Genomic DNA, 15074 nt, shown 5'->3' on the forward strand with positions numbered 1-15074 from the left:
AACCGGGGTTTGGGCTATGAAAATGACACCGCAGAATATCGCGATTTTTGTTGGCGCTCTTCTCATCGGCGGCTTTTTAGGCTTTCAATATTCCGGTTTCGCATGGCTGCTTGTTCCGCTGATCATCTTTGTTGTGGTCATTTTGCTGCGTAACAAGTCAGGTGAAAAGGCAGATTCCGAAGAAACTGCCGAAGCTATGAAGATGATCCCGGCTACTGGAAAAGCGCGGATATATGTCATGCGCAAAGGCTTTGTTACGGGGCAGCAGGGAATGAACATTACCATTGGCAATCAATGGAACAGTCAGATCCGTAGCAAATATTTCCTGATGGCAGAGGTGGAACCTGGTGCCCACGAAATCACGGCACAAATGTCAAGCGGCAGCAAATCGGCAGCGGTTTCGCATGAAGTGACGCTGGCAGAGAGCGAGATTGCGCTGCTCGACATGAAAATCAATATGGGTGCATTGCAGGGCAAACCGGACTTTACGGAGATACGTGATGCTCGCGAGGCAAACGGGATGCTATCAGGGTTGAAACTGGTTCGGTGGAAATAGCAATATATGACTAGTGGGAAATTTTGTTCACCGCAATCGTTTCACAAATAATTGCCCATTATCATCGCGTTTGCTCTGAAAGTTCGGAACTTGCTCGAACATATCGGATAGCCTTGAGAAACCGTAATTGCGCACATCAAAGCTGGAGCGATTTCCCGCGATCTTGCCAACTTCGCTCAAACTCGCATAGCCTTCCGCATCACGTTTGCTGGCCTGATAGGCATCGATCAGTAACTTTACCAAAACGTCATCTGCGGCCTTAGGTTCATCAGCCTTGTCTGCCTTTATCAAGGCCTCGACATCAATGAAACGGCTGCAAGCTTGCCTGAATGCCTCCGGAGTTTTGGCGCTGCCAAAGCCATAGACATCAATACCTTCCTGACGGATACGCATGGCGAGTGGCATAAAGTCACTATCACTGCTCATAATCCCGAAGCCACCGATTTTGCCGCGGAACAGCAAATCCATCGCATCGATTGTCATTTTCATGTCCGTGGCATTTTTGCCTTTGGTCATGTCAAATTGCTGCTGCGGTTCGATGCCATATTTGTGCAGGATATCGACCCAGCCTTTGAGCGACTGTTTGCGCCAATTGCCGTATGCGCGGCGGATATTGACGGTGCCAAGTTCAGCCAAAGCAGTCAAAACAGGATCAATCCCTGCGTGGCTGGCATTATCTGCATCAATCAGCAGGGCGATATTGTCGTTATGGGATTTGCTCATCGCCCGATGATGTACGTAGGGCAGGGTGTGTTCAAGTGGAAAAACTTGCATTCTCACATTGATGAGACTTTGGCGCGTTGAATCTAATCTTATAAATTCACGGATGACGCGTTGCAGTACCGATCAAGGAACAAGCCACTGCCCATCCCATTTGCTATTGTCCATATTCCAAGTGAACAATGCGCGCCTGTGGCCAGTATGTGCCAAATACAGCCATTCGATCTTGTCAATCTCGATCAATAATATTGCGAAATTTTCTCGGGCGGGTGCGACCTCGAAACCTTCGGGCTTACGTCCTTCGACTGCGGGATCAAGGCCGGAGGTTGGAGCCCTAACCGGACTTCCGGGTGCAGGGTCCGCAAGGTAGCAGCGCTTTCCGTAGAGCGTGGCCTCGTTCCACGCAGCATCGCCGGCAGAACTGTTATGTTCGATACGACCGAGACCGGATAGGCGCAGTTGCACTTTGGCCTCCGGATGATAACCGAGAATCGAAACCGGGCCGCCATCTCCAATATCGACAACCTTTGAAGCGCGGACATCGGTATTGAACCGCAATATGCGATCCTCGCGCGCGGCCTCGCGCAAAACCATGATACGCTGGCTGGGACTACCATTATTTTGGACGGTCGCCACGCTGGGCGTGTGGAGCGGGGATTTACGATCCTTCGATCCGCTGACCAACAACCGCCATGCTTCCTCTAAAGAAAGAGCTAGGTCATCAAGAAAGGGTTGTTCAGATACGCCGCTCATTCCACTGCTTCGAACGCCCCAGTCGCCTCATCAAGTGTAAAGAGAGAAGCCTCGCCGATTGCATACCAGGCACCGTGAAGCATTATTTCTCCGCGTTTTTCGCGCTCGGCGATGAACGGAAAGCTACGCAAATTCTCGATACTGAGTTTGATTGCTTCGAGTTCAAGCGCCTTCTGCGGATTAGCAGGCGCGTCGGCAATTACCTGATCCCGCGCTTCGGTGATGATTGACATCCATTCATCGACGAAAGTGTCGCCGGGAACACCAAGTTCTCCGCCCTTTAATGCCGCGTTTATCCCGCCACATTGGCCATGACCGAGTACAACAATATGCTTTACATTCAGGCCGGTCACGCCGAATTCTATCGCGGCTGATGCGCCATGTAGGCCGCCGCTATCGTCATAGGGTGGCACAAGATTGGCAACATTGCGCAGCGCAAACACCTGTCCCGGACTGGTGTCGAAAATGGTCGCTGGATCAACCCGGCTGTCACAGCATGAAATGACCATGATTGGTGGCGCCTGGCCTTCTTTCGCCAGCGCGTCATAGCGCGCCCGTTGTTTGGGATAAGAATCTTCCCGAAAACGCTTATATCCTTCTAGCAGCGCATGAAATTCTTGCATTAAAAACGATCCCCCCGGACGACCTCCACATTTGCGATGGTCAGTAATAAACTATGACTGTCCAGTAGCGGCGCCAGCGCATCAGTCAACTGTTGCGCTTTCTCTTTGTTGGCGATCATCAGTATGATCGACTTAGCAGCCGCACCGGTAATCTCATCATGGTGCCAGCGACCATCCCGCCCTCCGCCAGAGGCGATTTTAATGACGCTCCACCCTGAAATATCTACTTGCTTGGCATAGCCGATAATCTTGGGAACTAGCGGAGTATCCACCAGAATTTCGATGCGTTTGCGTTGGACCGTGTCGACCATATCTTACCCCAGAAATTTCGCGATTGCGGCAAATAGAGAAATACCGAACAGGATGTTGAATGGAAAGGTTATACCCAGCGACATCGCCAGATATATACCCGGATCGGCCTGCGGCAGCGCCAGACGCATCGCCGCTGGAACCGCGATATAGGAGGCGCTAGCGCACAAAACGCCCAATATTGCGGCTGATCCCGGGTCGAGACCAATTAGTGTTCCCACAATTGTTCCAATTGTCCCGTTGATAATCGGCAGGATTACCGCCAGCGTTGCCAAGGGTATTGTGATCTTGCGGGTCTCCAGCAATCGTCGGGCGGCGATCAACCCCATATCGAGAAGGAAGAGGCACAATACCCCTTTGAAACCGACATCAAATAGCGGTTTGATCGGCGCAAATCCCTCAGTGCCGGCAATGAAACCGATAATGAAAGCGCCCAACAATAGCACAACAGAGCCATTGGTCAGGACTTCATGCATAAGATTGGTGCCTGGACCAGTATCTACAGAACTGTCCGATTTGAGTCTCTGCGAATAGGCGCGGGCCAGCAACAAACCCGTAATGATAGCTGGCATCTCCATAAGTGCCATCACCCCGACCATGAAACCGTCAGGTCTGATACCCTGCACCGTCAGCAATTCTATGGCGGTTACAAAGGTGACTACGCTGACCGAGCCATAATGAGCCGAGACGGCGCCAGCATCTATTGCTCCCAACTTACCGAATGACCGGAGCATGAAGAACGCGAGAATAGGAAGGGTAAAACCAAGCAATATACCGGAGACAGCGGCGGCTACGAGATCGATCGAAAATCCCGTTGATGCGACCTCCACACCGCCCTTCAGACCGATAGCGGCCATCAGGTAAATTGACATGGCTTTGGCAAAGGCTTCGGGAATAGCAAGATCGGAGCGGATTGCAGCAGCCAAAAAACCGAGAATGAAGAACAGGATGACGGGGGAAGTCAGGGTTTCAATGATCATGGGTACCCACTATCTAATCAGGTGAGATACGGATTAGCAGCCATATCGCGGTTGGCAAGCGCACCTGTCATCGCTATCTGATAGAAATGAACGAAATTACCAAGATACCAGCCCCGTCCGGCAAGCCCGCTCGACAACGCAAGCCAGATTGGATTCGGGTGAAAGCACCGATGGGCAAGGGATTTGAAGAAACCCGCAAGCTGATGCGGGAACATAAACTCAATACTGTTTGCGAAGAGGCCGCTTGCCCTAATATTGGGGAATGCTGGACCAAGAAACATGCGACCGTCATGATTCTGGGTGATGTCTGCACCCGTGCCTGTGCATTTTGTAATGTAAAAACAGGCATGCCGATGAAGGTGGATCCACTGGAGCCCCAGCATACAGCAGATGCGGCTGCGAAATTGGGCCTCGAACATATCGTGATTACCTCGGTGGATCGTGATGATTTGCCCGATGGTGGTGCCAGTCAGTTTGTAAAAGTGATCGAAGCTCTGCGCCGAACGACACCGGACACGACCATCGAAATCTTGACCCCGGATTTCCGCAATAAAGCCGACGCAGCGGTTGAGGCAATCGTCACGGCGCGGCCCGATGTCTATAATCACAATCTGGAGACCGTTCCGCGGCTTTATCCCAACATAAGGCCTGGCGCGCGCTATTATGCATCTCTGCGTCTTCTGGAGCAGGTGAAGCGTCTAGATCCCTCGATTTTCACAAAATCCGGTATCATGCTTGGCCTTAGTGAGCAGCGGTTGGAAGTACACCAGGTGATGGACGATATGCGCTCTGCTGATATCGACTTCCTCACAATGGGCCAATATCTGCAACCAACGCCGAAGCATGTGAAGGTCGATGAGTTTATCAAACCACAAGCCTTTGACGCTTATGCTTCAATTGCCCGGGCGAAGGGTTTTCTTTTGGTGGCGTCGAGCCCGCTGACTCGCTCCAGCTATCATGCAGGGGAAGATTTTGCGAAAATGCGTCAGGCACGTGAGGAAAAGCTAGCCCGTGCCGGCGCATAGAGAAACTCGCGAACTTCCTCATAGCGCGGCGCAAATGTACGCGTTGGTTGCGGATGTAGGAAGTTATGAAGAATTCTTACCGTGGGTTGTGGGAACGCGCATTCGTTCAAATAGCGAAATTGAGATGGTCGCCGATGTGATTGTCGGTTTCAAAGGGTTGCGGGAGCAGTTCACATCGCGCGTGGTCAAGAGTTCCACCAAACGCACGATTGAAGTGGATTATCTAGATGGACCGCTGAAACAGCTGCACAATGAGTGGATCTTTCGTGAACGGGAAGGCGGAGGAAGCTATGTCGATTTTTATGTAGCGTTTACCTTCAAGAACCGGATGTTTGAAAAACTCGCCGGACAGATGTTCGCGAAGGCGTTACACAAAATGACCAGTGCCTTTGTTGAGCGTGCCGAAGAGGTTTACGGCAGCAACTATTCAGACGTTTCAGGGAGCAGCAGTTCCAGCGCAACCAGTACGGCCTGAAGCCGAATATCAGCTCGGCTTTTGTCCGCGCCGAAATCATGGCGGTCAGCGACAACATCATCGATGCTTTTGCCCTTTTCGGCTTTGGCAAATACCACCGTCCCAACTGGTTTTTTCTCGGTTCCCCCGCCGGGGCCGGCCACACCGGTTATCGCCACAGCAACATCACATCCAGATTTTTGTAAAGCACCCCTTGCCATGCCCCAGGCAACGGCAATGGATACCGCACCAAATGTCTCCAGCATATCATCACTGACATCGAGCAGACTTTGTTTGGCTTCGTTGGAATAGGTGTTGAACCCGCAGTCAAACACATCACTGCTTCCAGCAATTTCCGTCAGCGCAGCCGCGACGAGACCGCCGGTACAACTCTCCGCAACGGCAATACGTCGACCGGCTTCACGATTGGCGTCAATGACTTGCTTCGCCAGATTGACGAGTTCCTCTGGTAATAGATTTTGCATAGCGCTCCGCTAACCTATTCCGAAACGGCTTTGCAAATATTGAAAGGGTCTTTTCTACCTTCTTTGCCATCATTGCTGCCCAGCTGCGCCAGCATTACGGTCAATCCGGCAAGATTGGCTGTCGGCATAGGCTCAAGCAGGCCATAAACTTTGTCGATCGTGGGACAATCCTTGGCCTTGATCTCCTGCGCAAGCATTGCGGGGATCATAGCATCCACAAATGGACGCATCGCATCCATTTCCATATTTTCGGGAAAATCCTGCCCAACCATTAATCCAATGGCCGTGCTTGCTTCTGGCCAGGCTTTCTCTGAATCATATTCATATCTTTGCATCTGCTCGGAATCGATCTGAAGAAGCGCGGCGGATGCAGGCAAGCTGTTTGAACATTTGGTTCTCACAGCACCCAAAGCACCGGGTAGAATATAGGTTATAAGGGATTCCGCCGTTTCTGCGGGGATACACGGTTTTGTTTCTGCGGCTTGTGCCGAGGTTGCGCTTACTAGCGCGATTGCGGCCGATGCGGCCGATATTTTTCTGAACATCACTCTTGCTCCATCTTTATTGTCGCTATTGCCTGTGCTGCTATACCTTCTCCACGTCCGGTAAAACCCAAGCGCTCCGTCGTCGTTGCCTTGACGCTGACTTGATCGATAGAAACATCCAGCATTTTGGCAACATTCTGCCGCATGGCTTCCCGATGGGGTTTGATTTTTGGTGCTTCGCAAATCACTGTCATATCGACATTATTGATGCGTCCACCTTTCTGTTTGATGACCGACGCTGCAAATTCAACGAATTTATCAGATGATGCGCCACGCCATTGCGGATCAGAGGGTGGAAAATGATCACCAATATCGCCGGCACCTGCAGCGCCGAGTAGAGCATCGGTAAGGGCGTGAAGCAGCACGTCAGCATCGCTATGGCCAGCGAGACCCTTGTCATGATCGATCTTCAAGCCGCCGAGCCAAAGCTCCTCGCCAATAGACAGTTGGTGAACATCAAAACCCATCCCGGTGCGTATCTGTGTCATATTCTGTTCCGAGGTATCCGCAAAGTCGAACGCCGTTGTATATTTTTTCAATCTTTCGTCACCTTCGACGACTGCTATCCTATGCCCTGCAGCTTTAAATATCTGCGCGTCATCACTCGCATTGCTGCCTTTTGGCCAGATTGCGTGCGCTTGCAACAGTTTCTTAAATTCAAAAGCTTGGGGTGTTTGCACGCGCCAGAGCGTGGAGCGATCGACAGTGTCCTGCGCATAATTGTCAGTCACGTTGATCGTTGTATCAATTGTTGGGAGCACAGGGATGGCGGCTGCTTCATCATCGAGAGCACCAAGCAGGCAATCGATCAAATTATGAGTGAGAAAAGGCCTTGCTGCATCATGGATCAGAACGTTTTTCGCACCGCCGGCTGCTTCGATAGCCGATAGACCATTTTGAACACTATCCTGACGCGTGGCGCCGCCGATAACGACTTCAAAATCTGGCAACCCTGCAAGCGCTGTGGCCAACTGATATTCCTGACCGGTCCCGATGACGATCCAAAGTTTTGCGATGTTTTGATGATTGAGAAAACTCTCGGAACTATAGCGGACCATTGGCTGGCCTTTAAGCGCTTCATATTGCTTGGGTCGCCCGAGGCCAGATCGCTCACCCTGTCCAGCGGCAACAATAATAGCATGGTTTTGCTGGCTGAGAACGTTAGAATCAATCATCGTAAATTGATCTAGCCCAGTCCCTGCTTGCCTGCTAGCCGCTTTGACTATAAAGGCTGCTTAAAATTTAGGCATATGACATGACATTGAAACCCATATCAATTGACAAAATCACGATAAAAGACCCGGTCTTGCTTGCGCCGATGACCGGTGTGACTGACCTTCCCTTTCGCAAGCTTGTACGGCGTTTTGGTTCTGGCTTGAACGTCACCGAAATGATCGCCAGTCAAGCCATGATCCGCGAAACTAGGCAATCCTTGCAAAAATGCGCGTGGGATCCGATTGAGGAGCCTGTATCGATGCAGTTGGCAGGCTGTTGTCCAGAAGCAATGGCCGAGGCCGCCAAGTTAAATGAAGACCGTGGCGCGCAGATCATTGATATCAATATGGGATGTCCGGTCAAAAAAGTTGTGAACGGAGATGCTGGTTCGGCCCTCATGCGAGATTTGCCGCTTGCGGCTGCACTTATCAAATCTACCGTGGAGGCCGTAAACGTCCCGGTGACTGTAAAAATGCGTATGGGGTGGGATCATAATAGTCTTAACGCACCCGAACTGGCTCATATCGCGGAAGATCTTGGTGCAAAAATGATCACCGTTCATGGCCGCACACGATGCCAGATGTATAAAGGCAGCGCAGACTGGACTTTCGTTAAACAGGTCAAGGACGCGGTTTCGGTGCCGGTAATCGTCAATGGCGACATCTGCACAATTGACGATTGTGAACAAGCTTTATCTGAAAGTGGTGCTGACGGGTTGATGATCGGTCGGGGTGCCTATGGCAAGCCGTGGCTACTGGGTCAGGTCATACATTGGTTTGAACATGGAACAACTTTACCCGACCCCGATCTGCAGTCGCAATATACGGTACTGGAAGAGCATTATCGGGCAATGCTGGACCTATATGGTGAAGATATCGGGGTCAAAGTGGCACGCAAACATATTGGCTGGTACACAAAAGGTTTGCCCGGTTCGGCTGAATTTCGGAACTTGGCAAACAAGGAAATGGATGCGTCTAAAGTTCTGACAATGTTAGAGGAATTCTACTCACCTTGGCTTGATAAAGCAGCAGCCTGATGGGCAAACTGCCGTCGGCGGAACAGATATTCGTCGGGTTACCCGACGCGCTGCTTATCATTGATCAAAATCATATGATTGCCAAGGTAAACCCGATTGCAGAGCATTTCTTTGGTCAGAGCGCAAAGCATCTCATTGGAGACGATATCTCTAATCAACTTCAGTTTGATGATGATCGTCTGATGAATGCACTGACGGACAAAGACGCCCATGTTGCCGCCCGCCGGGTCGCCGTCTCGATAAAAGGGCGAGATGCGGGTTTGGTGAATTTTGATATCCACACCATTCCCGCCGACCAAAGTTGGCGTATGGTTTCCATCGCGCCGCTTCCGGCAGATGGTCCAGTGGCAGAACAACGACGAGGCGAACAGGATCAATTTGCCGTTCGTGCACCAGATATTTTAGGCCATGAGATCAAAAACCCGCTGGCGGCTATCAAGGGTGCTGCACAATTACTGGATCGTTCGCTTGATCAGGACCAGAGAGCCTTGACTCACATGATAAAAGGGGAAGTCGAACGTATCGCCAAATTGCTGGACCGTGTACAAAGTCTATCAACGAAGCAGCCCGCAAAGGTCGAGCCGGTTAATGTTCATTCGCTGATAGATCGCGCTCGCAAATCGATTGAGACGGCGCAAAATGGCGCGCTTAAAATCGGTGATCAGTTTGACCCGTCACTGCCGGATGTTTTGGTTGACCCCGATGCGTTGATGCAGGTCTTGACCAATTTGCTATCCAACGCTGTTGACGCAACCAGAAATGTCGACAAGCCTGATATTCAGGTCGTCACCCGGTATAGCTTTGGTGCTTCCTTGTCTGTCCACGGATCTGAACAGATGGTTCGCTTGCCGGTAGAGATCATAGTGAGGGACAACGGACCCGGTGTACCCGCAGAGCTGGAAAGAGACATATTCTCTCCATTTGTGTCCACCAAGAGGGAAGGACAGGGTCTTGGCCTGGCACTTGTTCATAAGCTAATTAACGATATGAACGGCCGTGTTCGATATGAAAGATCTGGGACAGCCAAACATACGCAATTCGTTCTGTTTCTGCCGATAGCGGCACAAGGATAGTCTATGGCCAAACAAACCATATTACTCGTTGAAGATGACCCTTCGGTAAGCCACATCATCTCAACCGCATTAAAAGCGGAAGGCATGGCGGTGGATAGCTGCAAAACCATATCCGACCGTGATGCGCTATTAGCCAGCGGGAAATACGACCTCTTGATTACAGATGTCGGTTTAGGCGAAGAGGATGGCATCGCAACCTTGGATGCCGTCAAAGGACGCGATCCCGATCTGCCCATCATTGTTATCTCAGCACAAAATACACTGAACACAGCCGTTAGAGCATCAGAAACTGGTGCGTTCGAGTATTTTCCTAAACCGTTTGATCTCGATGAACTGGTCGAAGTGGTCCAACAAGCGATCAAGCCGCGCAGTGAAATCTTGTCCCGAGAAATAATGGAAGAGGATAATCTGCCACTGGTCGGACGCAGCCCAGCAATGCAAGAAGTCTATCGGATGATTGCACGGCTGTTGCGCAATGATTTATCGGTTTTGATTTTGGGTGAATCCGGAACTGGTAAAGAGTTGGTCGCTGAAGCCATCCATAATCTCGGCCATCGCAAAGAGGGCCCCTTTATCGCGGTCAATATGGCAGCAATTCCTACTGACCTGATTGAAGCGGAACTATTTGGTCATGAAAAAGGTGCATTTACCGGTGCTGTGAACAGCGCTGCCGGGAAATTCGAGCAAGCGCAGGGCGGCACACTGTTTCTTGACGAAATTGGTGATATGCCGATGCACGCGCAGACCCGATTGTTACGGGCATTGCAATCTGGTGAGATTAACCGGGTTGGCGGAAAGGGATTGATCAAGCTCAACGTTCGAATTGTCGCTGCGACCAATCAGGATTTTGTGAACCTGATTGAGGATGGCCGGTTTCGAGAAGACCTCTATTATCGTATCAATGTTGTTCCAATAGAATTGCCGCCACTTCGTGATCGAGCCGGAGATGTCCCGGCACTCGCCAATCATTTTTTGAGTTTGGCGGCTTCTGAGGGACTGCCCCAGAAAGTATTAACCGATGAGGGTATGGAGATGCTTTCTCGGCATGGTTGGCGCGGAAATGTTCGGGAACTTAAGAACCTTATCTATCGGCTGGTGGTGACTGCTCGGGAAGAAGAGCTTTCTGAAACGGCAGTAAGACAGATTCTACAATTGCAGCAAAGTGATGAGCAAGACGACAAGGTCAATTCGCGGTTTTCTGATCGCGTAAAGTCGATTGTCGGGGATCTGATTTCTGACAAGGATAATGAAAATTCGCTTTATGTTCGGGCTCTGGAAAAGTTCGAACGACCGATGCTCGAAGAAATTTTACGCAAAGCAGGAGGCAACCAGATCAAGGCTGCGAACATGTTGGGTATTAACCGAAACACCTTGCGTAAAAAACTAACCGAATATGGAATTGATCCGTCGCAATCGCGATAGGTTGATCGACGGGCACGTTAAAGCGTGACATTTTTGTTTCATTAGTGCTGTTTTTACAACGAAACTGTTGTATCAAGAGCACAATGAACGCTCAGAAATCTCCCTTTGAAAAACGCTCGCCAGTCTGGCTTCGTCGTTTGTCAATTCTGGCTGAAGATGACAAAGCGATGAAGCGAGTAGAATGGGCGGTTGTTCTGCTTCTGTTGGTGACCGTGATTGGCAGCTATCTGCTGCTGAACTCGCAATCAGGTCGCACCGATTTTATTTCACCTCCGCTGACGGCCGCATTGCTTGTTACCAATCTTATCCCTGCAATCATCTTGTTGGTTTTGCTGGGCCGCCGGATAGCCAAGGGAAGGGCAGCCAAATCTGCGGTCGGGAGCAGTGGACGGTTACACGTTCGTCTTGTCGCGCTGTTTTCACTGGTAGCCAGCGTACCGATGTTGCTCGTAGTTATATTTGCTTCGTTACTGTTTCAATATGGCGTTGAGTTCTGGTTCTCAGATCGAGCGCGCGGGATGTTGGAAAATGCAAATAGTCTGGCGCGCGGCTATTATGATCAGAACCGCAAGGATGTTGGCGATGAGACAATCACCATGGCGAGTGATTTACGGAGCTTTCTGTCAGAGAAAGGAATTAATCATCCGGAGTTTGCGGAGAATTATTCTTTTCAGGTGCTAACCCGGAAATTGAATGAGTCTGCGATCATTCAATTTGGTGACGATGGCCTTGCTCGAACGGCAGCTGCGGTTAATCCGGACAATAGTGATGAAGATACAAAGATCACCGAGGATGTGATCAACCAGTTGATCGCCGGTGAGAATTATGTCGTTACCGCAAAAGCGAATAAGATTGAGGCCGTAACGCTACTGGATCGGGAATCGCAGGTATTCCTCTATGCCGCTCGGGACTCCGATATGTTGGCCCTTAGCCAGTGGGAGCGCGCTCAGTCGGTGCTAGCAGATTACGACAATCTGTTCACGCGATCTCGCAGCCTTCAATTACAGTTTAATATAGCTTTATTTGTCGTCTCATTATTCATTGTGGGATTGGCGTTATGGATCGCACTCGCCGTTGCGGACCGAATGGTAAGACCCGTCGGTGAACTGGTTTATGCGGCCAAAAGAATCACCGAGGGCGACCTTGCCACACGTGTTCCTTCACCTATTGAAAAAGACGAGATCGGAACATTGGGTCGGGCGTTTAATCGCATGACCGAAAGGCTGGAGAACCAGACAACCGCATTGCTCACTGCCAATGAACAGTTGGGCAGCAGGCGTGCCTTTATTGAAACGGTTCTTGAATCCGTAACCGCAGGAATAATCAGCTTAGATCAGGCAGGACAAGTTCGGCTTGCAAACTCTCGGGCACAATCGCTGCTCGGAAAGGAAACAGACGACTTACTGGATAAGCGTATTGCAGATGTCGCCCCTGGATTTGCAGAGCTGATTGAGGCCGGCGTAGAAAATACCATCACCCAGTTTCTTTCCGGCAATGAGATCCGCACCCTTGAGGTGAAGATAGTGGGAGGGCCTTCCGGTCACGTCATTACTTTTGAAGATATTACACAACGCCTATTGGATCAAAGGCGCGCCGCCTGGTCAGATGTCGCGCGACGTATTGCGCATGAAATCAAGAACCCGCTGACACCGATCCAGTTGGCCGCAGAGCGTTTGCAGCGCCGGTTTGGCAAAAATATTGTCGAAGGCAGTTCAATCTTTTCTCAGTTAACCGGCACAATTGTCCGGCAGGTTGGTGACCTTCGCAATATTGTTGATGAGTTTTCTTCCTTTGCTCGCATGCCGAAACCAGTTTTCCGCGATGAAAATTTGGTCGATGTCGTCAAGCAGGCCCTGTTTCTTCAGGAAGTTGCGCATCCCAAAATCAATTTCCGATTTGAATCGGATGACCAGCAACTTTCGCTGGTATGCGACCGCCGACAACTGGGGCAGGCGCTTACCAACATCGTTAAAAATGCTGTTGAAGCGGTAGAGCAAAAAGCAGAAGCGAACGACAATTATGCGTTCGAGGATGGCCAGATATGCATGAGTGTTCGTCGCAACGGCGATGATGTCGAAATTCAATTAGACGACAATGGAATCGGATTGCCCGCAGAACGGGAACGTATTGTCGAACCTTATATGACGACAAGGGAAAAAGGCACTGGTCTCGGGCTCGCAATTGTGAAGAAAATTATCGAGGAACATTTTGGCGATATTACGTTCACCGATTCCTGTTCCACAGAGGAAGGCGGCGGCACACGTGTTACCATATGTCTAAACCCCGCAAAACTTGCCCGTTTGAGTGAGAATCGTTCATCGTATGAGGACGAGACAGAGAAGCAAACATTGGCAGATACAGCCGTCGCAATGAGCAGCGAACAAATCGCACCACAAGATAAATTACCCCCTAGTTAGAGGTCGAAAAATGGCATTAGATATCCTTATTGTTGATGATGAACCGGATATCCGGGAATTGATTTCCGGTGTTCTGGAAGATGATGGCTATGAGACAAGAGTCGCAGCGGACAGCGACTCAGCATTGGCTGCTGTTAAAGAACGGAAACCATCTTTAGTGCTTCTCGACGTGTGGCTAAGAGGGTCTCGACTGGATGGCCTGGAGCTCTTGACGGAGATAAAAAAAATTGATCCCAAATTGCCGGTAATTGTAATTTCGGGGCACGGTAATATTGATACGGCGGTCGCTGCTATCTCTCAGGGCGCGGTTGATTTCATCGAAAAACCATTTGAAGCTGAACATCTTATGCACCTTGTTGCACGGGCGACGGAAACCGAAAGTCTGCGCAGGGAAAATGAGATATTGAAAGCGCGAGTTGGCTTTGCCGACGAGTTGACCGGAAATAGCCCCGCCGTAAACGCGGTCCGAGCAACTTTGAAAAGGGTCGCTGGAACAGGGAGTCGTCTATTGATTTCTGGTCCTGCGGGTGTCGGCAAGGAAGTTGCAGCTCGTTTGATGCATAACTGGAGTACGCGTGCCAATGCACCTTTTGTTACGATCAGCGCTGCGCGCCTTTCACCGGAAAGCGTTGAAGAAGAGCTCTTTGGCACTGAAAAAAATGGCATCGTCGAGAAAATAGGCCTGATGGAAGAAGCGCATGGCGGAACGTTGTTTATCGACGAAGTGGCCGATATGCCTCTCGATACCCAAGGGAAAATATTGCGGGTCTTGACGGAACAAAGCTTCATTCGACTTGGCGGCAGTCAACGCGTTAAAGTTGACGTCAGGGTGGTTTCGGCAACCTCTCGTAATCTTGATGAGGAAATTCAGGAAAAGCGTTTTCGGGAAGACCTGTTCTATCGTCTAAATGTGGTACCCGTGGAGCTGCCACCGTTAAACCAACGCCGCGAAGACATTCCAACCTTGGTAGAACATTATTCAGCGCGTTTCGCGAGTGATCAACGGCTCAATCCGCCAGAAATCTCAACCGAAGCGATGGCGGCGCTTCAGGCTTGTGATTGGCCTGGTAACGTCCGACAGTTGCGTAATGTTATAGAGCGCACAATAATATTGGCCCCAAAGGATAATTTTGAGAAAATCGAAATCGAGATGTTGCCTCCCGAAATATTGGGCAACGATGACGATCTAGATCAAGGGGTAGCTTCTTTAATGGGCTCACCATTGCGTGAAGCACGTGAGAGTTTTGAGCGGGAATATCTCAAGGTTCAGATACGTAGATTCTCGGGTAACATCTCAAAAACGGCAAATTTTATCGGCATGGAGCGCTCAGCTTTACACCGAAAGTTAAAGATCCTGGGTCTTGCGGCAAAAAAGAAGCAAATTGCCGAATAGCGATTGACCGGATTGCGGTTGTAGCTTCTTGAACTAATCCATATATGTTCACCAAGCGGTTCCCCCTA

The 15074-nt window shown here is 50.3% G+C and carries 16 protein-coding genes; 8 read left to right on the forward strand and 8 right to left on the reverse strand.

Features of this window, described 5'->3' with window-relative positions; all coding sequences use genetic code 11:
• Window positions 1-16 precede the first annotated feature (16 nt).
• The gene (locus DG177_RS02100) at window positions 17-556 is read left to right on the forward strand and encodes a hypothetical protein (protein ID WP_108809973.1); all 540 of its coding nucleotides are present in this window, start codon (window positions 17-19) and stop codon (window positions 554-556) included.
• Window positions 557-583: 27 nt separating this feature from the next.
• Here the strand turns inward: DG177_RS02100 and DG177_RS02105 are convergent, their stop codons facing one another.
• The 5 genes from DG177_RS02105 to DG177_RS02125 form a co-directional block, all read right to left on the reverse strand.
• Window positions 584-1279, reverse strand: coding sequence for an NYN domain-containing protein (locus DG177_RS02105; RefSeq protein ID WP_108809974.1), 696 nt, complete (start codon window positions 1277-1279; stop codon window positions 584-586).
• A 123-nt stretch (window positions 1280-1402) separates the two neighbouring features.
• Window positions 1403-2029, reverse strand: coding sequence for a pyridoxamine 5'-phosphate oxidase family protein (locus tag DG177_RS02110; RefSeq protein WP_108809975.1), 627 nt, complete (start codon window positions 2027-2029; stop codon window positions 1403-1405).
• Window positions 2026-2652, reverse strand: coding sequence for a carbonic anhydrase (locus DG177_RS02115; protein ID WP_108809976.1), 627 nt, complete (start codon window positions 2650-2652; stop codon window positions 2026-2028). The genes DG177_RS02110 and DG177_RS02115 overlap by 4 nt, the downstream gene beginning before the upstream one ends.
• Window positions 2652-2963, reverse strand: coding sequence for a DUF190 domain-containing protein (locus DG177_RS02120; protein ID WP_108809977.1), 312 nt, complete (start codon window positions 2961-2963; stop codon window positions 2652-2654). Before DG177_RS02120 ends, DG177_RS02115 begins: the two co-directional genes overlap by 1 nt.
• 3 nt (window positions 2964-2966) lie before the next feature.
• The gene (locus DG177_RS02125; RefSeq protein WP_108809978.1) at window positions 2967-3941 is read right to left on the reverse strand and encodes a sodium-dependent bicarbonate transport family permease; all 975 of its coding nucleotides are present in this window, start codon (window positions 3939-3941) and stop codon (window positions 2967-2969) included.
• Between the two features lie 86 nt (window positions 3942-4027).
• Here DG177_RS02125 and lipA point away from each other — a divergent pair, with 86 nt between their 5' ends.
• Both lipA and DG177_RS02135 read left to right on the forward strand, forming a co-directional pair.
• Window positions 4028-4966, forward strand: coding sequence for a lipoyl synthase (lipA, locus tag DG177_RS02130; RefSeq protein WP_108809979.1), 939 nt, complete (start codon window positions 4028-4030; stop codon window positions 4964-4966).
• Window positions 4953-5441 carry an SRPBCC family protein gene (locus DG177_RS02135; protein WP_108809980.1) on the forward strand — a complete coding sequence of 163 codons (489 nt, stop codon included), beginning with the start codon at window positions 4953-4955 and terminating at the stop codon, window positions 5439-5441. The genes lipA and DG177_RS02135 overlap by 14 nt, the downstream gene beginning before the upstream one ends.
• Here the strand turns inward: DG177_RS02135 and DG177_RS02140 are convergent.
• The 3 genes from DG177_RS02140 to DG177_RS02150 are packed head-to-tail and all read right to left on the reverse strand — an operon-like array spanning window position 5390 to window position 7625.
• A complete protein-coding gene (locus DG177_RS02140) occupies window positions 5390-5905 on the reverse strand; it encodes a nicotinamide-nucleotide amidohydrolase family protein (RefSeq protein ID WP_108809981.1) in 516 nt (171 codons plus the stop codon). The two genes, DG177_RS02135 and DG177_RS02140, sit on opposite strands and share 52 nt — an antisense overlap.
• Window positions 5906-5919: 14 nt before the next feature.
• A complete protein-coding gene (locus DG177_RS02145; protein WP_108809982.1) occupies window positions 5920-6450 on the reverse strand; it encodes a hypothetical protein in 531 nt (176 codons plus the stop codon).
• Complete coding sequence (locus DG177_RS02150) at window positions 6450-7625, reverse strand: bifunctional 2-C-methyl-D-erythritol 4-phosphate cytidylyltransferase/2-C-methyl-D-erythritol 2,4-cyclodiphosphate synthase (RefSeq protein WP_108809983.1); 1176 nt, start codon at window positions 7623-7625, stop codon at window positions 6450-6452. Before DG177_RS02150 ends, DG177_RS02145 begins: the two co-directional genes overlap by 1 nt.
• Window positions 7626-7705: 80 nt before the next feature.
• Here DG177_RS02150 and dusB point away from each other — a divergent pair, with 80 nt between their 5' ends.
• The 5 genes from dusB (at window position 7706) to ntrX (ending at window position 15006) form a co-directional block, all read left to right on the forward strand.
• Window positions 7706-8701: a tRNA dihydrouridine synthase DusB gene (gene dusB, locus DG177_RS02155; protein ID WP_108809984.1), complete on the forward strand. Its 996-nt coding sequence runs from the start codon at window positions 7706-7708 to the stop codon at window positions 8699-8701.
• Entirely contained in the window at window positions 8701-9774 is a 1074-nt protein-coding gene (locus tag DG177_RS02160) for an ATP-binding protein (protein WP_108809985.1), read from the forward strand. Before dusB ends, DG177_RS02160 begins: the two co-directional genes overlap by 1 nt.
• A gap of 3 nt (window positions 9775-9777) precedes the next feature.
• Window positions 9778-11196 (forward strand): nitrogen regulation protein NR(I), encoded by a 1419-nt coding sequence (gene ntrC / locus DG177_RS02165; protein ID WP_108809986.1) that lies wholly within the window; start codon window positions 9778-9780, stop codon window positions 11194-11196.
• Between the two features lie 83 nt (window positions 11197-11279).
• A complete protein-coding gene (locus tag DG177_RS02170; RefSeq protein WP_108809987.1) occupies window positions 11280-13613 on the forward strand; it encodes an ATP-binding protein in 2334 nt (777 codons plus the stop codon).
• Window positions 13614-13623: 10 nt separating this feature from the next.
• On the forward strand, window positions 13624-15006 hold the full coding sequence (ntrX, locus tag DG177_RS02175) for a nitrogen assimilation response regulator NtrX (RefSeq protein WP_108809988.1): 1383 nt from the start codon (window positions 13624-13626) through the stop codon (window positions 15004-15006).
• Window positions 15007-15074: the final 68 nt, after the last annotated feature.

It is taken from the genome of Sphingorhabdus sp. Alg231-15 (assembly GCF_900149705.1).
Lineage (GTDB): Bacteria > Pseudomonadota > Alphaproteobacteria > Sphingomonadales > Sphingomonadaceae > Parasphingorhabdus.